Origin of the sequence: Bacillus sp. MHSD_36, assembly GCF_030757775.1 — a bacterium.
Taxonomy (GTDB): domain Bacteria; phylum Bacillota; class Bacilli; order Bacillales; family Bacillaceae_G; genus Bacillus_A.
Window position 1 is genome coordinate 229,674 of record NZ_JAVBIS010000004.1, and the last position, 22,443, is coordinate 252,116.

Annotated in this window: 20 protein-coding genes; all 20 read left to right on the forward strand. The window is 33.2% G+C overall.

What is annotated here, in order from left to right:
* The first annotated feature begins 9 nt into the window (after nt 1–9).
* The gene (gene mreB, locus Q9B79_RS18325; protein WP_000457986.1) at nt 10–1,011 is read left to right on the forward strand and encodes a rod shape-determining protein; all 1,002 of its coding nucleotides are present in this window, start codon (nt 10–12) and stop codon (nt 1,009–1,011) included.
* 423 nt (nt 1,012–1,434) lie between these two features.
* On the forward strand, nt 1,435–1,869 hold the full coding sequence (gene fabZ / locus Q9B79_RS18330) for a 3-hydroxyacyl-ACP dehydratase FabZ (protein ID WP_000931959.1): 435 nt from the start codon (nt 1,435–1,437) through the stop codon (nt 1,867–1,869).
* Between the two features lie 366 nt (nt 1,870–2,235).
* Nucleotides 2,236–2,913 (forward strand): CpsD/CapB family tyrosine-protein kinase, encoded by a 678-nt coding sequence (locus tag Q9B79_RS18335; protein ID WP_306186428.1) that lies wholly within the window; start codon nt 2,236–2,238, stop codon nt 2,911–2,913.
* Between the two features lie 259 nt (nt 2,914–3,172).
* Nucleotides 3,173–3,916: a YveK family protein gene (locus Q9B79_RS18340; protein WP_306186430.1), complete on the forward strand. Its 744-nt coding sequence runs from the start codon at nt 3,173–3,175 to the stop codon at nt 3,914–3,916.
* Nucleotides 3,906–4,607, forward strand: a complete 702-nt coding sequence (locus Q9B79_RS18345) for a CpsD/CapB family tyrosine-protein kinase (RefSeq protein WP_049111917.1) — start codon at nt 3,906–3,908, stop codon at nt 4,605–4,607. Before Q9B79_RS18340 ends, Q9B79_RS18345 begins: the two co-directional genes overlap by 11 nt.
* A 109-nt stretch (nt 4,608–4,716) precedes the next feature.
* Nucleotides 4,717–5,484, forward strand: coding sequence for a tyrosine-protein phosphatase (locus Q9B79_RS18350; protein WP_306186433.1), 768 nt, complete (start codon nt 4,717–4,719; stop codon nt 5,482–5,484).
* A 246-nt stretch (nt 5,485–5,730) separates the two neighbouring features.
* On the forward strand, nt 5,731–6,612 hold the full coding sequence (gene galU, locus Q9B79_RS18355) for a UTP--glucose-1-phosphate uridylyltransferase GalU (RefSeq protein ID WP_306186435.1): 882 nt from the start codon (nt 5,731–5,733) through the stop codon (nt 6,610–6,612).
* 60 nt (nt 6,613–6,672) lie between these two features.
* Nucleotides 6,673–8,484, forward strand: a complete 1,812-nt coding sequence (locus Q9B79_RS18360) for a polysaccharide biosynthesis protein (protein ID WP_306186437.1) — start codon at nt 6,673–6,675, stop codon at nt 8,482–8,484.
* Nucleotides 8,485–8,507: 23 nt separating this feature from the next.
* The gene (locus Q9B79_RS18365; RefSeq protein ID WP_306186439.1) at nt 8,508–9,623 is read left to right on the forward strand and encodes a DegT/DnrJ/EryC1/StrS family aminotransferase; all 1,116 of its coding nucleotides are present in this window, start codon (nt 8,508–8,510) and stop codon (nt 9,621–9,623) included.
* The gene (locus tag Q9B79_RS18370; RefSeq protein ID WP_306186441.1) at nt 9,623–10,282 is read left to right on the forward strand and encodes a sugar transferase; all 660 of its coding nucleotides are present in this window, start codon (nt 9,623–9,625) and stop codon (nt 10,280–10,282) included. The genes Q9B79_RS18365 and Q9B79_RS18370 overlap by 1 nt, the downstream gene beginning before the upstream one ends.
* Nucleotides 10,279–10,929 (forward strand): acetyltransferase, encoded by a 651-nt coding sequence (locus tag Q9B79_RS18375; RefSeq protein WP_306186442.1) that lies wholly within the window; start codon nt 10,279–10,281, stop codon nt 10,927–10,929. The genes Q9B79_RS18370 and Q9B79_RS18375 overlap by 4 nt, the downstream gene beginning before the upstream one ends.
* A gap of 34 nt (nt 10,930–10,963) precedes the next feature.
* On the forward strand, nt 10,964–12,235 hold the full coding sequence (locus Q9B79_RS18380; protein ID WP_306186444.1) for a glycosyltransferase family 4 protein: 1,272 nt from the start codon (nt 10,964–10,966) through the stop codon (nt 12,233–12,235).
* 418 nt (nt 12,236–12,653) lie between these two features.
* Nucleotides 12,654–13,322: a glycosyltransferase family 4 protein gene (locus Q9B79_RS18385; RefSeq protein WP_306186446.1), complete on the forward strand. Its 669-nt coding sequence runs from the start codon at nt 12,654–12,656 to the stop codon at nt 13,320–13,322.
* A 178-nt stretch (nt 13,323–13,500) separates the two neighbouring features.
* Nucleotides 13,501–14,646: a hypothetical protein gene (locus Q9B79_RS18390; protein ID WP_306186448.1), complete on the forward strand. Its 1,146-nt coding sequence runs from the start codon at nt 13,501–13,503 to the stop codon at nt 14,644–14,646.
* Nucleotides 14,647–14,901: 255 nt separating this feature from the next.
* Nucleotides 14,902–15,753, forward strand: a complete 852-nt coding sequence (locus Q9B79_RS18395; protein ID WP_306186450.1) for an ATP-grasp fold amidoligase family protein — start codon at nt 14,902–14,904, stop codon at nt 15,751–15,753.
* Nucleotides 15,754–16,014: 261 nt separating this feature from the next.
* Nucleotides 16,015–17,520 carry a polysaccharide biosynthesis protein gene (locus Q9B79_RS18400; protein WP_306186452.1) on the forward strand — a complete coding sequence of 502 codons (1,506 nt, stop codon included), beginning with the start codon at nt 16,015–16,017 and terminating at the stop codon, nt 17,518–17,520.
* Between the two features lie 546 nt (nt 17,521–18,066).
* Nucleotides 18,067–19,443, forward strand: a complete 1,377-nt coding sequence (locus Q9B79_RS18405) for a UDP-glucose dehydrogenase family protein (protein WP_306186454.1) — start codon at nt 18,067–18,069, stop codon at nt 19,441–19,443.
* Nucleotides 19,418–20,443 (forward strand): GDP-mannose 4,6-dehydratase, encoded by a 1,026-nt coding sequence (locus tag Q9B79_RS18410; RefSeq protein ID WP_306186456.1) that lies wholly within the window; start codon nt 19,418–19,420, stop codon nt 20,441–20,443. The genes Q9B79_RS18405 and Q9B79_RS18410 overlap by 26 nt, the downstream gene beginning before the upstream one ends.
* A gap of 127 nt (nt 20,444–20,570) precedes the next feature.
* Complete coding sequence (gene tagU / locus Q9B79_RS18415; protein WP_063246638.1) at nt 20,571–21,479, forward strand: polyisoprenyl-teichoic acid--peptidoglycan teichoic acid transferase TagU; 909 nt, start codon at nt 20,571–20,573, stop codon at nt 21,477–21,479.
* Between the two features lie 98 nt (nt 21,480–21,577).
* A complete protein-coding gene (locus tag Q9B79_RS18420) occupies nt 21,578–22,396 on the forward strand; it encodes an SGNH/GDSL hydrolase family protein (RefSeq protein ID WP_306186459.1) in 819 nt (272 codons plus the stop codon).
* Nucleotides 22,397–22,443 lie beyond the last annotated feature (47 nt).

The window sequence follows — 22,443 nt, forward strand, 5'->3', positions numbered from 1 at the left end:
AAAACGGGAATGTTTGCGCGAGATATCGGAATTGACCTAGGTACGGCTAACGTATTAATCCATGTTAAAGGTAAAGGTATTGTATTAAATGAGCCATCTGTTGTTGCTATTGATCGTAACACAGGTAAAGTATTAGCAGTAGGTGAAGAAGCAAGAAGTATGGTGGGACGTACGCCTGGTAATATTGTAGCAATTCGTCCACTTAAAGATGGTGTTATCGCAGATTTCGAAATTACAGAAGCAATGTTAAAGTATTTCATTAACAAATTGGACGTAAAGAGCTTCTTTTCAAAACCTCGCATTTTAATTTGTTGTCCAACAAATATCACATCAGTAGAACAAAAAGCAATTCGTGAGGCTGCTGAACGTTCAGGCGGTAAAACAGTATTTTTAGAAGAAGAACCAAAAGTAGCCGCAGTTGGTGCTGGTATGGAAATCTTCCAACCAAGCGGTAACATGGTTGTTGATATTGGTGGAGGTACAACAGATATCGCTGTACTATCTATGGGTGATATTGTTACCTCTTCCTCTATCAAAATGGCTGGCGATAAGTTTGATATGGAGATCTTAAACTACATTAAACGTAAGTATAAGCTATTAATCGGAGAACGTACTTCAGAAGATATTAAGATTAAAGTTGGTACAGTATTCCCAGGCGCACGTAGCGAAGAGCTTGAAATTCGCGGACGTGACATGGTAACGGGTTTACCACGCACAATTACAGTATGCTCTGAAGAAATTACAGAAGCATTAAAAGAAAATGCAGCTGTTATTGTACAAGCTGCAAAAGGCGTACTAGAGCGCACACCACCAGAATTATCAGCGGACATCATCGACCGCGGTGTTATTCTAACAGGCGGTGGAGCTTTACTACACGGTATCGACATGCTTCTAGCAGAAGAACTAAAAGTACCAGTATTAATTGCTGAGAACCCAATGCACTGCGTTGCGGTTGGTACAGGCATTATGTTAGAGAATATCGATAAATTACCACGTCGAGCTTTACGATAAAGTGAGGAGAACTAAGGTGTAAACCTTAGTTCTTTTTTTGTATTTTTATTTTTCTATTTCGATTTATTGAGAAAATAGAAGAAAAATAAAGAAAAACGTAGGATATAGGTAAGATATTCATATATATGGTTAAATTTAATATTTCCTTATTTGAAAACGTTTATAATATAATGAGTCGAATACGACATTAAGGCAAATCATGTTCAAATACATATTGCCTTTCCCTAATCTGGGCATACACTCTTTTCTACCTCCGTGTCAGTTGCAAGTATATGCAGCTATTTTAAGGGAATAGAGTGTGTGCATTTTTTTTATAAATAGGAAGTAAAGTTTCACTTTATAATGACAAACAATAAACAAAATGGGATAATAAACAATATGTCCAAGTGGTAAGACCAATATTACAAAAGGGGCGATTGTTATATGCTAAATATAGAACAAATTAAAGAAATTATTCCTCACCGCTATCCATTTCTACTTGTTGATAAAATATTAGAAGTAGATGAAGGAAAAAGAGCAGTTGGAATTAAAAATGTATCCGCAAACGAAGAATTCTTTAACGGACACTTCCCTGACTATGCAGTTATGCCTGGTGTACTTATTGTAGAAGCATTAGCACAAGTCGGCGCTGTTGCTGTATTAAAGAAAGAAGAAAACCGCGGAAGACTTGCTTTCTTCGCAGGAATCGACAATTGTCGTTTCAAAAAACAAGTACGCCCAGGTGATCAACTTCGTCTAGAAGTAGAAATGACACGTGTACGTGGTCCAATTGGAAAAGGAAAAGCAATCGCAACAGTAGATGGTGAAGTTGCATGTGAAGCTGAAATTACATTTGCGATTGGTGATAAAAAAGAATAGATGTGAATTAAAAAAATTCTTCTGCAATAGGCGGAAGAATTTTTTTAATTCATGTATTTTTTGTTCGAAATATTAAAATGCAGATTAGTCAGAATTATCATTGTAAATGAATGGAAATTCATATATAATGACGCTATAAATATCTTGAAATTAAGATGAATGATAGCACGATAAAAATAGAGACGCGGTTGTCACATTATGAAGGTTATGAGATAGGACAAAGCTTATGATGATTGGTTATGATGAATTGTAGAGGAAAGTGATGGGGAATTTTAACAGTGTTAGTAAATGAAAAATGGGCGTAGCATATCGGACATAGAGAGATAAAGGGGAAAGTGTCGCATTTTGAAAAGAGGAGATCATACCATGTTCGGGAGAAAAAAAAGAAAACCATTACGACAATTAATTACGCATAAAGAGCCTAAATCACGCATCACAGAACAATACCGTAACATTCGTACAAATATTGAATTTACATCTGTAGATAATCATATTCGTTCTATTATTGTTACTTCGGCAGATCCAGGTGATGGGAAAACAACAACAATCGCAAACTTAGCAGTTGTTTTCGGTCAACAAGGAAAGAAGGTTTTATTAATCGGAGCTGACTTGCGTAAGCCGACGCTTCAAAACTTATTTGCCATTCACAGTTCAAATGGATTAACGAACCTATTATCAGGACAAGCAAAATTGATGCAATGCATTCAAAAAACAGATATAGAGAATGTATACGTAATGACGTCAGGGCCAATCCCGCCAAACCCAGCTGAATTATTAGGCAACCGGTTAATGGACGAGCTATTACTAGAAGCATATAGTATGTTTGATATCATTTTAATTGACACACCACCGGTTCTTGCAGTTACCGATGCACAACTACTTGCAAACAAATGCGATGGAATCGTACTTGTCGTACGCAGTGAAAAAACAGAAAAAGACAAAATTGTAAAGGCGAAGCAAATATTAGATAAAGCATCAGGCAAAATGCTTGGTGTCGTTTTAAATGATAAAAGGGAAGAAAAAGAGCAGTATGGTTATTACTAAAATATGCAAAGGCCAACAAAAATTTTTGTTGGTTTTTTGTTTTCTGAAAATTATTTATCAAGTTACACAGTGTAAAAAGCATGATAAAATAAAAATTTTGGAAAATGATTGGAATGTGTTGTCAGATTTAAGATTATTTTGTAAGATTAAACTTGTTTCTTGTGAACAAATATAGAACTGAATTATTAAAAATAAAAAATGTAAGATTTATATGTTATAATTTTTCCTATGTGCAAATTTTAGAAAGTTGGAGGAACTTATGGAAGAAACAATTAGTTTAAAAGATTTATTTCATATCTTAAAAAAACGTTTAGCAATGATCCTCGTAATCGCCTTTGGTGCAGCTATTGTAAGTGCTATCATTAGCTTTTTCTTCATGACACCAATCTATCAATCTTCAACGCAAATTCTTGTTAACCAGAAGAAACAAGAGGGATCGATGATTCAAGCTGGTGAGGTTCAAACGAATATTCAATTAACGAATACATATAAGGTTATTATTAAAAGTCCAGTAATCTTAGACCAAGTAAATGAAAAATTAAATTTAAATATGACAGCGCAAACTTTAACAAAGAAGATTAATATTGCGAATGAAAAGGATTCACAAGTAATCTCTGTAACAGCTGAAGATAAAGATCCAAAATTAGCTCGTGATATCGCAAATGCAACGGCAGATGTATTTAAAGGTGAAGTTGCAAAAATTATGAGTGTTGATAACGTAACAGTACTATCTAAAGCAGAAGTTGCAGAAAATCAATCGCCGATTAAACCACGCCCAATGTTAAATGTAGCAATTGCTTTCGTTGTTGGTTTAATGGCTGCGGTTGGTCTTGCATTTTTACTAGAATACTTAGATAACACAGTAAAAAAAGAAGAAGATGTGGAAAACTTACTTGGCTTACCGGTATTAGGGATTGTAGCTCGTATGGATGAAGAAACAATGAACGTGAAATCACACGCTCCATCATCAAGAAAAGTGAGGGGACAAACAATTGGCTCTTAATTTATTTAAAAAGAAAAAGAATCATCGTCAACGTCGTCAATTAATTGCTCATCAACAACCGAAATCACCAATTTCAGAACAATATCGTAATATTCGAACGAATATTGAATTTGCAGCTGTTGATAAAAATATCCATTCATTAATGATAACATCTGCGAATCCGAGCGAAGGGAAAACGACAACGACAGCGAATATGGCAGTTGTGTTTGCTCAACAAGGAAAGAAAGTATTATTAATTGATGCAGATATGCGTAAACCAGCTATGCATCAAATGTTCCAAGTAGATAATATTTTCGGATTAACGAATGTATTAACACATAGTGAACGTCTAGAGAAGTGTATACAAACAACAGCAGTTGATAATTTACACTTTTTAGCATGTGGGCCAATTCCGCCAAATCCAGCGGAATTATTAGGTTCAAAATCAATGAAAGAACTTCTTGGACAAGCATACAGCATGTACGACTTAGTTATTTTTGATATGCCACCAATTTTAGCTGTAACCGATGCACAAATTATGGCAAATGTATGTGATGCTTCTATTCTTGTCGTACGTAGTGAAGCGACAGAGAAAGAAACGGCTGTAAAAGCAAAAGGATTATTAGAGTCCGCAAAAGGTAAATTGTTAGGCGTTGTTCTGAACGATCGTGAGCGAGAACACGGCTTATACTACTATTACGGTGCAAACTAACTTAAAAGTGAGATATGGCAAGAACATATCTCCTTTTTTCCCTTGAATATGAGATAAATCTCATATTCAAGGGAAAAAAGGATCTTTATACGAGAGGGAGGGTGAAAAAATGATTGATTTACATTGTCACATTTTACCTGGTATCGATGACGGTGCACAAACAGTAACAGATAGTTTAGTGATGGCGCAAAAGGCAATAGAGGAAGGGATTCATACAATTGTCGCAACACCGCACCATCAAAATGGGAAATATATAAATGATCGTACCTCAATTATTCATCAAGTAAAACAACTAAATGATGAACTACAACAACATAATATTCCACTTACTATTTTACCTGGGCAAGAAGTCAGGTTATATGGCGATTTATTAGAAGACTATGAAGCTGGTAAAATCGTTACTTTAAATGAAACAAATAAATATATATTCATTGAATTTCCATCGAATCACGTACCTCGTTATGCAGAACAACTATTATATGAACTGCGTGTAAAAGGAATGATTCCAATTATCGTTCATCCAGAACGTAATGCCGAGTTAATCGAGCGGCCAGATAAGTTATATAACCTTGTAAATAAAGGTGCATTAACACAAGTGACAGCAGGTAGTTTACTTGGGAAATTTGGCAAGAAAATTAAAAAATTCTCACTACAGCTTGTAGAACATAATTTAACGCATATGGTCGCTTCAGATGCACATAACACAACATCAAGAGGATTTCATTTGGCGGAAAGTTACGAATTAATTGAAAAAGAATTCGGAATGAGTGTTATGAGTGATTTGAAAGAAAATCCGTATTTAATCATTAGCGGCAAAGCAATTTATAAGGAAGATCCAGAACAAATTCGTCGTAAAAAATTGTTCGGTATTTTTTAAATAAAGAACTGGTGATGTCTCCTAACCGTTATCAACGGAGGCACTCGGTCGTGCTGTGGGTAGAAATTTTTATTTCGAACCTACCTTAGACGCTTGTCGTCGGGAGTATGACGTGAGGATGGGTTAGATGCCCATAATTTATTTACGGTAGAAACTCTACCTATGGAGTTATAACTATGACTCCATAGATAGGGTTTTTGTTATTGTTACATATGGATATAATAATATATTTTGGGGGTACTAGATTTGAAAAAAGTAAGAAAAGCAATTATTCCAGCTGCGGGACTGGGGACGAGGTTTTTACCGGTAACAAAGGCAATGCCGAAAGAAATGTTACCAATTGTTGATAAACCAACAATTCAATACATAGTAGAGGAAGCAATAGAATCAGGAATTGAAGATATTATTATTGTGACTGGAAAAGGTAAACGTGCTATTGAAGATCATTTTGATCATTCCTTTGAATTAGAGCAAAGCTTACTAGAAAAAGGGAAGCATGAGATGCTAGAAAAAGTACAAGCTTCTTCAAAAATTAATATTCATTACATAAGACAGAAAGAACCAAAAGGTCTAGGGCATGCAGTATGGTGTGCACGTAAGTTTATTGGAAATGAACCATTTGCGGTATTACTTGGTGATGATATTGTTCAAGCAGAAACACCTTGTTTACGTCAATTGATGGATCAATATGAAGGTACACAATCATCAGTTATTGGGGTACAAACAGTGCTTGAAAACGAAACACATCGTTATGGTATTATCGATCCGATTGAACAAAGCGATCGCCGTTATCAAGTACGTCAATTTGTGGAGAAGCCAGCTCAAGGAACTGCACCATCAAATTTAGCAATTATGGGACGTTACGTATTAACGCCAGAAATCTTTATGTTCCTTGAAAATCAAGAAACAGGTGCTGGTGGGGAAATCCAATTGACAGATGCAATTCAAAGATTAAATGAAGTTCAACGTGTATTTGCTTATGACTTTGAGGGTACGCGTTACGATGTTGGAGAGAAGTTTGGGTTTATTAAGACAACGATTGAGATGGCGCTACAAAATGAAGAATTAAATGTAGAATTAATGAAGTATATGAAGGAGCTTGTAAAAAAGGAAGAGTTAAATTCGTAAGAGAATGTCCTTTTTTATTATGAATAAGATAAGAATTATATAAAGAAGGGAACATGTATATTGAGTTATCGAAAAAGGCTCTCATTATTAATTTTATTAGATTCATTTATCGTATTAACTGCCGTGTATTTAAGTTATTGGTTTATACATCCAAATGTATTAAACAAAATTCCTATGACAGTAGTTATTAGTTCTATTACATTATTGTGTAGTCATCATATTTTTGCTGCCATTTATAAGCTATACAATAAGGCATGGGAATATGCAAGTATTGGGGAATTAAAACAAATATTTAAAGCAATTACACTTTCCATTATTGTAACAGCAATTGTGCAACAAATTATAAATCACGATATTTATGTTCGAATTTTAGCAATCGCATGGATGTTACATTTACTATTAATTGGTGGTTCTCGCTTCGTATGGCGTATGTTCCGTGATACGTATATTACAAAAGCTGCTGATAAAAAACGAACACTAATTATTGGTGCAGGTTCAGCAGGGACAATGGTAGTACGTCAATTACAACATAATAAAGAAGCAGACCTATATCCAATTGCGTTTGTTGATGATGATAGGAATAAACAAAAATTAGAGATTTATAATGTACCAGTTGTCGGTACAACAAATCATATTCAAGAAATTGTGGAAGATAACGACATTGAACATATTATTATCGCAATTCCTTCTTTAAATAGAAATCAAATAAATGAGATTTTTGAGAAGTGTAGAAAAACGAAGGCGAAAACGCAAATTGTACCAATGCTTGAAGATCTTTTAGATGGAAAGGTTTCCGTTAATGAATTCCGAGATGTACAAGTGGAAGATTTGTTAGGGAGAGAGCCAATCCAATTAGATGATGCAGGAATTGGAGAAAAAATTGCTGGTAAAACAATTTTAGTAACTGGTGCTGGTGGATCAATTGGATCAGAAATTTGCCGTCAAGTAATGAAGTATAAACCAGCAAAAATCGTACTTTTAGGACATGGTGAAAACAGCATTTATAATATCGAAATGGAAATGCGAGTTACCTATAAAGATATAGTTGAAATTACGACAGAAATTGCTGATATTCAAGATCGTCATAAAATCTTTGAAATCATGAAAAAACATCAGCCATATATCGTATATCATGCAGCGGCACATAAACATGTACCTTTAATGGAACGTAATCCTGAAGAGGCTGTAAAAAACAATATTTTTGGCACAAAAAATGTAGCAGAAGCTGCAGATACATTTAAAGTAAATACGTTTGTTATGGTTTCTACAGATAAAGCTGTAAATCCAACGAACGTAATGGGGGCTACAAAACGATTTGCTGAAATGCTTGTTCAACATATGGCGTCTGTAAGTACGGGTACACGATTTGTAGCTGTTAGGTTTGGTAATGTTCTTGGAAGTAGGGGAAGTGTAATTCCTCTATTTAAGAAACAAATTCAAAAAGGTGGTCCTGTAACAGTTACTCATCCTGATATGATTCGTTACTTTATGACAATACCAGAAGCTTCTAGGTTAGTAATTCAAGCTGGTACATTAGCTAGAGGTGGAGAATTATTTGTTCTCGATATGGGAGACCCAGTAAAGATCGTGGATTTAGCTAAAAACTTAATTACCCTTTCGGGGTATTCTATTGAGGAAATTGGAATTGAATTTACTGGATTAAGACCAGGTGAAAAAATGTATGAAGAGTTATTAAATGAGGGTGAAATTCATCCAGAGCAAATATTCCCTAAAATTCACATAGGAAAGGCTGTTTTAATGGATCAAGCAATTCTAAGACAGTTTATGAATGATTTTGAAGGAATTAGTAAAGAAGAAATAAGAGAACGATTATTAGATATTGCAAATAATAAAGTTAATCTAAACAACTAATTTAAGGGAAGGAAGTTTTTTAAATGGGAGACAGAATATTTCTTTCATCACCACATATGAGTGATGAAGGTTATGAAATGCATTATGTTAAGGAAGCTTTCGATACAAATTGGATTGCACCACTTGGGGAAAATGTAAACGGATTTGAAAGAGAACTAGCCGAGAAAGTTGGTTCTAAAGAAGCTGCAGCACTGTCTTCTGGGACAGCTGCAATTCATTTGGCTTTAAAAGCAGCGGGAGTAGGGGAGGGAGATATTGTTTTCTGCCAAACACTTACATTCTCAGCTACTGCCAACCCCATCATTTATCAAAATGCTACTCCCGTTTTCATAGATAGTGACTATGAAACTTGGAATATGTGTCCTAAAGCTTTAGAAGAAGCTTTTAAAAAATATCCGAACGTAAAGGCAGTTATAGTAGTTCATTTATATGGTCTTTCTGCGGATATGGATAAGATTGTTGGACTTTGTAAAAAATACGATGTCACTTTAATTGAAGATGCTGCAGAATCTTTAGGAACGTACTATAAAGGGAAGCATACTGGAAGTTTTGGTGATTATGGTATTTTCTCTTTTAATGGAAATAAGATTATTACAACCTCTGGTGGTGGTATGCTCGTTTCTAATAATGAAGAAAGAGTTTCAAAGGTAAGGTTCTGGGCTACTCAAAGTAGAGATCAAGCAAGACATTACCAACATAGTGAATTAGGTTTTAACTATCGCATGAGTAATGTGGTTGCCGGTATTGGTAGAGGACAGCTTAAAGTGTTAGATCAAAGGGTTCAGAAGAAAAGATACATATTTGATTTTTATAAGAGAGAATTAGAAGGGCTTGAAGGTATTGAATTTATGCCTGGTAATAAGTGGAATGAACCAAACTATTGGCTAAGTTCTATGACACTAAACGGTAAGATTCGCCCGATTGATGTAATGGAAGCTCTTGAAAAAGAAAATATTGAATCTAGACCAGTTTGGAAGCCAATGCACTTACAACCATTCTTTGAGAAATATGATTTTGTTGGTACAGATATATCAGAAAGACTTTTTGAGAATGGTGTTTGTTTACCAAGTGATACAAAAATGACGGATAAAGATTTGGCTAGAGTAGTAGAGATTATTAAAGGATTGTGGTTGAAATAATGAAGAATTCTAAAGGAAGTATTTATGGGAGATTTATAAAGAGACCAATGGATTTCATTCTTTCTTTGATTGCTATTCTTGTTCTTAGTCCGGTTTACTTAATAGTTGCGTTGCTTGTGAGAATAAATCTTGGGAGTCCAGTGATTTTTAAACAGGAAAGGCCTGGTCTTAATGAAGAGATTTTTATGATGTATAAATTTAGGACAATGACAGATCAAAGAGATGAAAATGGGGAGTTACTGCCCAATGAGATGAGATACACTAGATTTGGAAAGCTTTTGAGAAGTACAAGCTTAGATGAATTACCAGAGTTATTTAATATTATTAAGGGTGATATGTCAATTATAGGCCCTCGGCCTCTATTGGTTGAATATTTACCTCTCTATAACTCTCATCAAAAGCGTAGACATGAAGTTAGGCCAGGTTTGTCCGGCCTAGCACAGGCAACAGGAAGGAACTCTTTATCTTGGGAAGATAAATTTGACCTCGATGTCAAATATGTAGAAAGTGTTAGTTTTAGCAATGACATTAAAATTATTTTGTTAACTATTAAGAAAGTTTTCGTACGTGAAGGAATTAATTTCAATAGTAATATTAAAGACACAAAATTTAAAGGTTCACAAAAAATTGGCATAAATAAAAATGAGGTTGGAAAATGAAAGATCTAGTAGTTATTGGAAGTGGCGGTTTTAGTAAACAAGTAATTGAAATTATTGAACAGTTAAATTTAATAAATCCAGAGTATAAGCTATTAGGGATTGTAGATGATAATAAAAGCTTAGTTGGTACCGAAGTTTTAGGATATGAAGTAATTGGAGATACGGATTATATTAAGCAGTTGTCAAAACAACAAAAAATACATGGTGTTATAGCAATTGCTGATGGAGAAATAAGAGAGCATATTTCAAGAAAGTTAAATGATGTTCAATGGGTAAATTTAATCCATCCAAGTGCGGTAGTTAGTAATTATACAAAACTTGGAGAAGGAAATATTATATGTGCAGGTGTTGTTATTAATCCTGAATGCAAGTTGGGGAATCATTCGCATATTAATATAGGATCAACTTTAGGTCATGATGTGTTGATATTAGATTATGTAACAGTTATGCCTGGAAGTAAGGTATCAGGAAATGTTAATTTAAAGTCAAAATCCATGGTTGGAACAGGTGCTACGATAATACAAGGCTTAACCATTGAGGAAAATGTAGTATTAGGTGCGGGGACTGTAGTGACGAAAAATACTAAACCAAATTATTTATATGTTGGGGTTCCTGCAAAGGAGAAGAAAACCTTAGTAAATTCCTAAATTCTAGGGCTTAGTTATCTAATGAAATAACGGTATGGGTATTAGTGGAAAAGTTGGATTTTTTCGACGCATATATAGAGATTGGGTGAAAAAAGTGAAGGACATTTTAATAATAGCTCACTTTACACAAGTACCAGGTGAGGTAGGCAATGGGAGATTTAATTATATAGCAGAAAAGATAGATAAACAAAAGGCCAATGTTGAAATTGTAACAACAAATTTCTCACATAGAACTAAAAAGCAACGAAATGTAACAAATGAACAGAAACAAAGTATAAGCTATAAGCTAACGATGCTAAAAGAACCAGGATACACTAAAAATGTTTCATTTAAACGTTTTTATAGTCATCATGTAATGGGGCGGAATTTACGAAAATACTTAAGTAATAGGAAAAAACCTGATGTTATTTATTGTGCGGTTCCTTCATTAGATGTAGCAAAGACAGCCGCGAAATACGCGAAAAAACATAACGTTCGGTTTATTATTGATGTTCAAGATTTATGGCCAGAGGCATTTAAAATGGTATTTAATGTCCCAGTAATTAAGGATATTATCTTCTACCCAATGAAAAGAAAAGCTGATTATATTTACTCAACTGCAGATGAAATTGTAGCAGTTTCTCAAACTTATGCTGATAGAGCACTAAAGGCAAATAATAAGGATATAGATGCTCTCGGGATTTATCTAGGTACCGAATTAGCATATTTTGATAATTTGGCTGAGCAGAATAAGCTAACAGATAAACCTAATAATGAAATGTGGCTTGTTTATATAGGAACATTGGGACATAGTTATGATATTTGTAGTGTAATAGATGCCTTGAAGATAGTAAAAGATAAAGGGATAAACAATATTAAATTTGTTGTCATGGGAGATGGACCACATAAGTCTAAATTTGAGGCTTATGCTAAACAGCTTGAGGTAAATGCGGTGTTTACTGGTAGATTAGGGTATGATAAGATGGTCGGAATTTTGAAGTCTTGTGATATAGCGGTGAATCCAATAAATCAGGGATCTGCAGGCAGTATTATAAACAAAGTAGGTGATTATGCGGCTGCAGGCTTACCTGTATTAAATACTCAGGAATCTAATGAATATAAAGAACTTGTAGAGGGTTACAGGGCAGGATTTAATTGTATAAATGGTTGTGCATTAGATTTATCTGAAAAACTTATTGCTTTAATTAACGACGAGAAATTAAAGAGAGAGATGGGAAAAAATAATCGTAAACTAGCAGAAACTTTATTTGACAGAGAAAAAACATATAATAAAATAAGCAATTTAATGGGAGAGGAACTAAGTTGAATATTGTATACATTTCCTGCCTTTCTGGAAATAAGGCAGCAGGGTTTACGTACAGTGTGCCCGCTCAAATAGAAAGTCAAAGCCGAATTGATAAAGTTTTTTGGTATAATTTGAACTCTACATATAAAAAAATGATAATAAAAACATAAAATATGGTAATACTAAGGATTTTTCTTCGAAAAAAATATCGGAGCTCCCTGCCCCTTATAACTCTCCGGATTTAGTTGTATTCCAAGGAGTTTATTTTATAGATTACTATCTAATTTCAAAAGATCTTGTTAAACGCAATATACCATATATTATAATTCCAAGGGGCTCATTAACAAGAGGGGCTCAAAAAATTAAATCTCTTAAAAAGAAAATTTCAAACAAATTAATTTTCAACAAATTTATAAAGAATGCACGTGCTATCCAGTACTTGAATCAAGCAGAATATCGAGATTCTGGTGATTGGTGGAATGAAAATCATTTGATAATTCCTAATGGTACTTATGTCAAAACAATAAAGAATACTTTTAGGGAACGTTCTCCCTTAAAAGGAGTTTTTATAGGAAGATTGCATGTTTTTCATAAAGGGATAGACTTACTTATAGAGGCTTGTGCAAAACTAAAGAATGAAATAGATGGAGTTATTCAAATTGACATTTATGGAAAGGATCAAAACGGCTCAAAAAATGAGATAACTAATTTAATTGTTAAACATGGTTTAGACAATATTATAAAAGTGAAAGATGGAATTTATGATAGTGAAAAAGAAGCTGTACTTTTGGATAGTGATTTTTTTGTTTTAACTTCAAGATTTGAGGGACATCCAATGGGCTTAATTGAGGCATTATCATATGGATTACCATCTCTTGTAACGACTGGCACAAATATGGCTAAGGAAATTGAAAGCAATAATGCAGGATGGATTGCTGAAACTGAAATAGAGAGTATAGTTATAGCTATAAAAAGACTTATTCGTGAAAAAAGTGAAATCGAAGAAAAAGGGAACAGTGCAATAGAACTATCTCGAAGTTACGATTGGGATGCTTTAGCCCAAAAAAGTCATAGTGTGTATAATAAATTAATTAAAAAAGATAACTAAAGTGAATAGCGTAATTAAGTTTAATTATTTGATAGAATACTAATTTATAAAAGAAGTATAGTAAACATAATTAGCGTTAATTGTATGTTATTCCCTTTATTAATACAAGCCTTAGTGATACAAAAGTTTTAACGTTGTAGCATCTATTGATAGAAATCTGAAAATGGGGAGAGTTAAATTGTACCTTACCGAAAGAATTATTTCTCTTTTTACCTATGTGCTAATACTTTGGATAATGTGTTTTTTAATATCTAAGCTAGGAAACAAATATATAGGTAAAATATTATTTTTTTATACATTAATATTATCTACAATGTCTTTCTTTTTTGTTCCATCTTCGGGAGCAGATTTATATAGATTAATACCAATAATGCACATTTGGGGGAGTTTAAATTCCATTGAGCTATGGAATGAGATGTTAAATTCTACAACCCCAATTAACTTGTTGTATATGTATTTAATCGGTAAAACTAAGATAGATGGTTTACTGCCTGCTCTTACAGCGTTTCTTTTTTATAGTAACGTTTTTTATATACTAAAAAAAAGTGTTATTAGGTATAAGGTGTCTTCAACTGATGGAGCGCTCATACTGTTTTTTTTCATGTCTTTAGGTGTATTAATAGAAGTTATTTCAGGGATAAGGACAATGCTTGGATTTTCGTTTGTAGCTGTTTTTGTTTATAAGGAGATGGTTGAAGGTAAGTCTATATTTAAGAATATAGTATGGTATGTATTGGTATCATTGATACATCCTGCAGTATTGGTATTAGTAATAATTAGATTTGGCTACCTTGTAATTGAAAAGAGTAAAAATAATTATCAGAAGTTCTCGAAGGTTTTATTTGTGCTAATTGTAATACCGATTTTATATATCTTTGGTAGGGAATATCTTTTAGCTAGTTTTGAAAAAACTAAAGATTACGTATCTTCTGGAACTTATTGGTATTTTTGGGAGTATTTAATAGGAGGGGTAAGCCTATTATTTATATTCTATTTAATTTCTTTAACAGCTAGGTTTATTAAAATAGAGGGTGATTTACATAATATACAAAAATTATTAGTTTTTTGTAAATATATTGCTGTACTACTAATTGTATTCTCAATTGAATATAATACTTTTCACAGATTTGTAATATTTTTGTCTATTATAGCAATTCCACTACTTGCATATGTACTAGAATCGAGTCGGTATAACAAAATAATAAAAATTAATTTTAGACAGTTTGTTTTTATTCTCTCTTGTATAATTCTTTTTATAGCTTGTACTCGTGGAAATCTAACTAGTTTTAAGTTTTTGTACCTGCTGAGCTATACCCTTAATTGAGAAATTTGGTAGATTAAGTTTTGCTTTGTTTGTTTTTGTTTTAGTGGTGGTATGTCCATGTACCACCATATTTTATGGTGAGAGCTGTCATTCAACATAATAATAAAAACAGATTAGTCATTTTCTTTGTAGGTTTTTCTGTCTACCTGCTCTTTTTATAGGGGACGAGTAGTCAAAAGTATGTTCTTTTAAAATAATAGATACAAAAATAAAGTGTATAAACAATTCGATATTATTATCCAAAAGGAGAGAAATATGAAATCTTTATTAATCAAGTTATTTCAAATTATACCCGATTCGTTATATTTGAAAATTATATTTTATAAAAATATAAGAAAAAATTTAGATTTAAAAAACCCAAGAACATTTAATGAAAAGCTGCAATGGTTAAAAATCAATGATCGTAATTCTGAATATACAAGATTAGTTGATAAATATGAAGTTAGAAATTATATTAAAGAGAAAATTGGTGAGAGGTATTTAGTTCCACTAATAGGGGTCTGGAAAGATGCTTCTGAAATAGATTTTGAAAAGCTGCCCAAGCAGTTTGTATTAAAATGCAACCATGATTCCAAAAGTGTAGTCATTTGTAAGGATAAAAGTAAAATCGATGTACAAGGGATAGTTAAGAAACTTAATAGTCATTTAAAGCAAAATGCTTATTATTATGGAAGAGAATGGCCATATAAAAATGTTAAACCCCTTATCATTGCCGAAAAATATTTAGAAGATCCAAGTAATCAATCTTTGATTGATTATAAGGTTTTGTGTTTTAACGGCAAAGCAAGGTTGATTCAAGTTCACAGTAATAGAGGTTCCGAAAATTACACACAGGATTTCTATGATTTAGAATGGGATAATATGGGTATTTCTCAAGGGATCAAACTCACTGAAACTCCTATGGAAAAACCGAATTTTCTTGATGAAATGATTCATTTATCAGAGATTTTAGCAACAAATATAATCCACGTAAGGGTCGATTGGTATTTTGTGAATGGACAACTTTACTTCGGGGAAATGACTTTTTATGATGGTTCAGGGTTTGTACCTTTCTTAAATGAGAAAGATGATATCTTATTGGGGGATATGATTGATTTAAAAAAGTGAAATGAAAAGAAGTATTAACTGATATTGATAACTCGTATAGTAATGAAAATATTTTATATTATATGAGGTATCGATAGCGTCAATTTATGGTGAGGAACTTTCAATTGGTGATAATTGTGTTATTAGTGCTGGATGTATAATTAATTGAAAAGTACCATCTAATGCATTAGTCACGTCACGGGGGAGCGATATAAAGGTCAAATTATTACAATAGGAGTAAATCTAACAGAAATATTAATTTATTTGAGAGGATATAAACGTTTGCGTAGTAAGAAGATATTACTTAATTCATCAATAGGTTTGATTCGTGAAGCCGTTAATATGGTTTGCGGCTTTTTACTTCCATGGCTAATTATTTCAAATTTTGGTTCGAATTATAATGGATTGACTGCTTCAATATTGCAATTTCTAAACACTATTGTTTTACTAAAAGCGGGAATAGCAGCGGTTACTAGAGCAGCACTTTATAAACCATTAGCAGAAAATAATATTACAAAAATTAGTGAGATTTTATATGCGACAATGCTTTTTATGAAAAAGATTGCCTTAATTTTTGCGGCTTGTTTAATATGTTTTGCTTTTGTATATCCGTTTATTATAGATGGTGAATTTGGATGGTTATTTACTTTTAGCCTCGTTTTAATTATGGGTGCAAGTACTGTTATTCAGAACTATTTAGGTATCACATATCAGATGCTCTTATTAGCTGATCAACGAAATTACATTTATTCTATAATACAAATAATAACAATAATATTAAGTACTATTGTTACAATAATTATAATAAACTTGGGTGGTTCTATTCATATTGTTCAATTGGGTATTACTGCCGTTTATACTTTGAATCCGATATTATTAATACTTTATGTCCATAAACATTATCATATTATAAAAAATGTGACTCCTGATCTATCTGCTATTTCTCAAAGATGGAGTGCTTTTACACAGGAAATAGCTGTATTTGTCAACAATAATACTGATTTGGTTATTTTGACTATTTTTTCAACAGTGTGGCAAATATCCGTATATACAGTTTACTATTTAGTTGTAAATGGTATAAGAACACTAATACTTACCCTTTCTGGAGGAATTGGAGCAGCATTAGGTAATATGATTGCGAATAAAGAGGATAGGGCGCTTTCGGAAAACTTCCGAATATATGAGTTTTTCTTATTTACTGCAGCTACGATTGCCTTTACATGTACAGCTCTACTCATAGTTCCATTTGTTATGGTTTATACAAAAGGGGTTAATGATGTTAATTATTATAGGCCTTTATTTGGTTATATGGTATCGGCAAGTATGTTCTTTTATTGCATTAGAATTCCTTATGATGATTTAGTTGAAGCGGTTGGACATTTTAAAGAAACTAGAAACGGTGCTATATTTGAATCATTAATGAATATAACTATTTCCATAATCTTTGTGCAAAAGTTAGGGCTTATTGGTGTAACAATTGGGACTTTATGCGCTATGGTATTTCGAACATTTCAATATGCGTTATATTCCTCAAAACATATATTAAATCGTAGTATAAGAGTAGTTATAAAGAGGCTACTTTCTTGTATTGCTGAGGTTGCTACAATAGTTTTCTTAGTAAGCCTTATTCCTAGCTTTGAAATAAGTAATTATTTTATGTGGGGATTGCGTGCTATTGAAGTTTTTATAATTGCTACAGTTGTAGTCTTTTTCTATAAATTTATATTCTTTAAAAGTGATTTATTATTGTTCATGCGTAAAATAACTATAGCGATTCGTAGAATATGACAAGAGGTTTTTTGAGAAATTAGTTCGATAAGAATTGAAAACAGTATTTTTTATTAAGAAAGTATGTTTATTGAAATGTATTTCTAGCATGTAAGGGGTAAGCCAACTGAAACATTACCAATTGGTTTATCTTTTATTATAAAGAATTACTTTATAGAGATGTTTCTCTTATAAAATCGGAAAATAGTCATTGTGACTTACTTTTTGCAGGCGCAACATTGTGGTTGGGTGCTTGTTATGAGTCGAGGTTTATCGATTTATAAGTTTTTTGTAAATATGGGGTAGTTCCAAGCTTTATTTTGAATACCATGTATATGAATTGGTAAGGAAACTAAAGTTAATTATTTCTTAAAAGTGCTCTATCTTTTCAGTTATGGGTATCGGTTATTTTTCAAGTCTAGTCAAATAGTATTAATTTGGAATCCTAGTGAACCAATTTTTGTTGCTATAGTACTGTGAAATTAATAAACTGATTGTTAAATAAAAGCCCTATTCCAATTATTATTGAAAAGGTAAATAAGCATAAAAATAAAGGGCGGTGTAATAATGTACAAAATAGCAGTAGCAGGAACAGGCTATGTTGGTCTAGTAGCAGGGGTATGTTTTGCTGAAGTTGGTCATCAAGTAACTTGTGTTGATATTGATGAAAAAAAAGTACAATTAATGAAATCTGGCATTTCTCCAATATATGAGGCTGATTTAGAGAAGCTAATGCAGAAAAACTATACAGCTAGCAGAATTAATTATACAACTGATTATAAATCAGCATATAAAGATGCTGATGCCATTTTTATAGGTGTAGGAACTCCTGAACAAGCTGATGGTTCTGCGAATCTTTCATACATTGCGACTGTTGCAAAACAGATTGCTGAAAGTGTAGAAAAAGATTGCCTTGTTGTTGTAAAATCCACTGTTCCAATTGGAACGAACGATAAAGTTGAGCAGTTTATTCAAGACTTTTTAGTTAATGATGTGAAAGTAGAAGTAGCATCAAATCCAGAGTTTTTAGCGCAAGGTTCTGCTGTTCATGACACGTTATATGCAGAAAGAATTGTTATCGGTACAGAAAGTAAATGGGCTGAAGAGATATTAACAAACCTTTATAAACCATTTCATTTACCTATCGTTTCAGTTAATAGACGATCAGCTGAAATGATTAAGTATGCATCTAATGATTTCCTTGCTCTTAAAATTTCTTATATGAATGATATTGCAAACCTTTGTGAGTTGGTCGGAGCAGATATTCAAGATGTTGCAAAAGGCATGAGTTTTGATGAGCGTATTGGCAGTAAGTTCTTAAACGCAGGTATTGGTTTTGGGGGATCATGTTTCCCTAAAGATACTAAGGCATTAGAGTATTTAGCAAGACAAAATGGTTATGAGTTAAGAACAGTAAAAGCTGCAATTGATGTGAATAAAGATCAAAAGACTTTATTATACAAAAAAGCGAGTCAAAGATTAATTACTTTTAACGGTCTTAAAGTGGCGGTATTAGGTTTGACATTTAAACCTGGTACAGATGATTTAAGAGAAGCTGCATCTCTCGAAAATATTCCTCTACTACTAGAGCAAGGTGCAGACATTTATGCGTTTGATCCAGTCGGTGCCAATAACTTTGCGAAAGTGTATCCAGAAGGAAAAAATAAAAATGGAAATATCACATATGTTACAGATGTTGAACAGGCATTAGAAGGGGCAAATGTTTGCTTTATCTTCACCGAGTGGGGCGAAGTGAAGGCGTTAACTCCAGAGATGTATAAGAAGTTAATGAGAACACCATTAATTTACGACGGAAGAAATATATATGATGTTCAAGTAATGCAAGAAGTGGGAATAGAATATCATTCTATTGGTAGGAAATCAGCAAGTAGGGACTATATGAAGGAGTTGAATAATATTGAATTACAAACCTCTAGATATTAGTAAAAAATATCTTATTACTGGGGCTGCGGGTTTTGTAGGATACTTTCTTTCTAAAAAGCTACTAGAACAAGATTGCCAAGTAATAGGTATTGATAATATAAATGATTATTATGATGTGAATCTTAAATACGCTCGTTTAGAGAACCTTAAACCATATAAGAACTTTACTTTTATTAAAGGCGATATTTCGGATAAGGATACAATTAATAAACTTTTTGAAGAGTACAAGCCAAATATTGTGGTGAATTTAGCTGCGCAAGCTGGTGTGAGGTATTCAATTGAAAATCCTGATGTATATATTCAAAGTAATATTATTGGTTTTTATAATATTATTGAAGCATGTAGACATTATCCAGTAGATCATCTTGTATATGCATCATCTAGTTCAGTTTATGGTGCTAATAAAAAGGTACCGTTTGAGGAAACAGATTTTGTGGACAATCCGGTATCACTTTATGCATCCACTAAGAAATCAAATGAGTTAATGGCACACACGTATAGTCACTTGTACAAGATTCCTGCAACTGGATTACGATTCTTTACAGTATACGGACCAATGGGGCGCCCGGATATGGCTTACTTTGGTTTTACAAATAAATATTTCAATGATGAATCCATTAAGATATTTAATAATGGTGACTTTGAAAATGATTTATACCGTGACTTTACTTATATAGATGATATTGTTGAGGGGATTCAACGTCTTTTAAGCAATCCACCTATAGAAGATGTAAAGCATACAGTATTTAATATTGGCAATAATAACCCTGAAAAGTTGATGGTATTTATTAAAGCATTAGAGAAAGCCTTGAGTAACTCCTTAGGAAGAGCAGTAGAGTTTAAAAAAGATTTTGAGCCTATTAAGCCAGGAGACGTACCAGCTACTTACGCATCAACGGATTTATTGCAGGAAGCTGTGGATTTTAAACCTGAGACATCTATTGAAAAGGGGTTACAAGAGTTTACTAATTGGTATGTAGATTACTATAAAGTAAAATAATTAAAAGCCTACGGTACTTGAATGATAATATACTAGTTATAGAATATCATTCCTAGTATAATAGACTAAATTAGTATTTGTATTATCGGGGGGAATCCAGAATAATGGAAAGAAGAGGTCTATCGCAATGAAAAAGAAAATCCTATTATGGATACTAGGGGTTATAGGAGTAATGATTATAGGTGGAGGAATCTATGCTTATAATGTGTACTCAAAAGTCTCAAAGACATTAGAAGAAGTTCATAAACCCTTAAAGCGTGATGAAGGTAATAAACAAGAAGAAAAAATTAATAAATCTGAACCAGTATCTATCTTATTAATAGGAGCCGATGAACGCGGTGAAGATAAAGGTCGCTCAGATTCTTTAATGGTCATCACGTTAAACCCTAAAAATAATTCAATGAAAACAGTAAGTATCCCACGTGATACATATACAGAAATCGTTGGAAAAGGGAAAAGTGATAAAATTAACCATGCCTATGCATTTGGTGGCGTAGATATGTCTGTTGCGACAGTAGAAAAATTCTTAAATGTTCCTATCAATTATTATATTGAAGTGAATATGGAAGGTTTTAAAGACATTGTTGATGCGGTTGGTGGTGTGGATGTAAATAATGATTTAGAGTTTTCTCTTGAAGGGAAGCACCTTCAAAAAGGAAATATCCACTTAACAGGTGACCAAGCCCTAGCATACACACGTATGCGTAAGGAAGACCCTCGTGGTGACTTCGGACGTCAAATGCGCCAACGTCAAGTGATGCAGGCTGTTATTAAGAAAGGTGCAAGCTTCTCTTCTTTATCAAGCTATGGTGATGTGTTAACAGCGATTCAAAAGAACGTGAAGACAAACTTAACGCAAGATCAAATGTTTGATATGCAAAAGAATTATAAAGATTGCTTGAAAAATAGTGAGGATATTCAAATCCCAGGTGACGGTCATAAAGCCGCTGATGGTATTTGGTACTACTACGTTCCAGATGCAGCAAAACAAGATTTAACGAATAAGTTAAGAGCGCATCTTGAAGTGACTAAGTAATATGTAATAACCCAACTCCTTTGGTAGGAGTTGGGTTTATTTTTGCGTGAATTTATATTAGTATTATATGTTGTGAGAATAATAGATGAGGTGAATCGATGAATAAGAAAGCAGTACTTGTCCTAGTTATTTTTGTATTGTTTGTCGCTTCGGTTGTGAGTGGTAAATTGTACTGGAATAAGAAAGTTGCGAATGCAACAGGGCAGACGAGTGAAGTAACAAAAACAAAGGCTGAAGTGAAAGATAGCGGAGCGAAGAAAGAAGAGAAAAAACAAGATGCGAAGTCATCTTTTAATGAAGCATATGCGAAGAATTTGCCAGATGCAGTGAAAGAGAAGTTAAAGAAAGCTACTGAGGATAAAAAGGCAGTGAATCTTGTTATTGTTGGTGATGAAGCTTCTTCATCTGAAAAAGGTGCTTGGGCAGCTAAGTTAACGGCTAATTTAGAGGATGCTTACGGTAAAGGTTTATGGAATGTGACAGTCAAAGAATATAAGGGTGAAAGCACAGAAGAGTTAATCGCAAATAAGCGTGATAAAGAGATTGCGAAAGAAAATCCAGATGTGATTTTATTCGAGCCACCATTTATTACTGACAATGGTAAGACTGGTAATGGAAACTCAGTTCCGAGTACGCAGAAATTTGTACAGGCACTTTCTACTAGTGCAAAGGGTGCTACGATTATGATTCAACCACCAAACCCGGTGTATGGTGCGAAGAATTATCCGAAAGCGATTGAAGCGTTAAAACAATTTGCGATGCAAAATAATTATACATATATTGATCATTGGGGAGCGTGGCCAGATGCAACAACAAAGGCTATCCTACCATACTTAAAAGAAGAGTTTGGTTTCCCAACTGCTAAAGGTCATGAAGTTTGGGCACAATATGTAACGGATTATTTTGTAGCTAAATAATAAAAGGGGAGAGGGTATCGTCGACAAAATATGTTCGACAATACCCT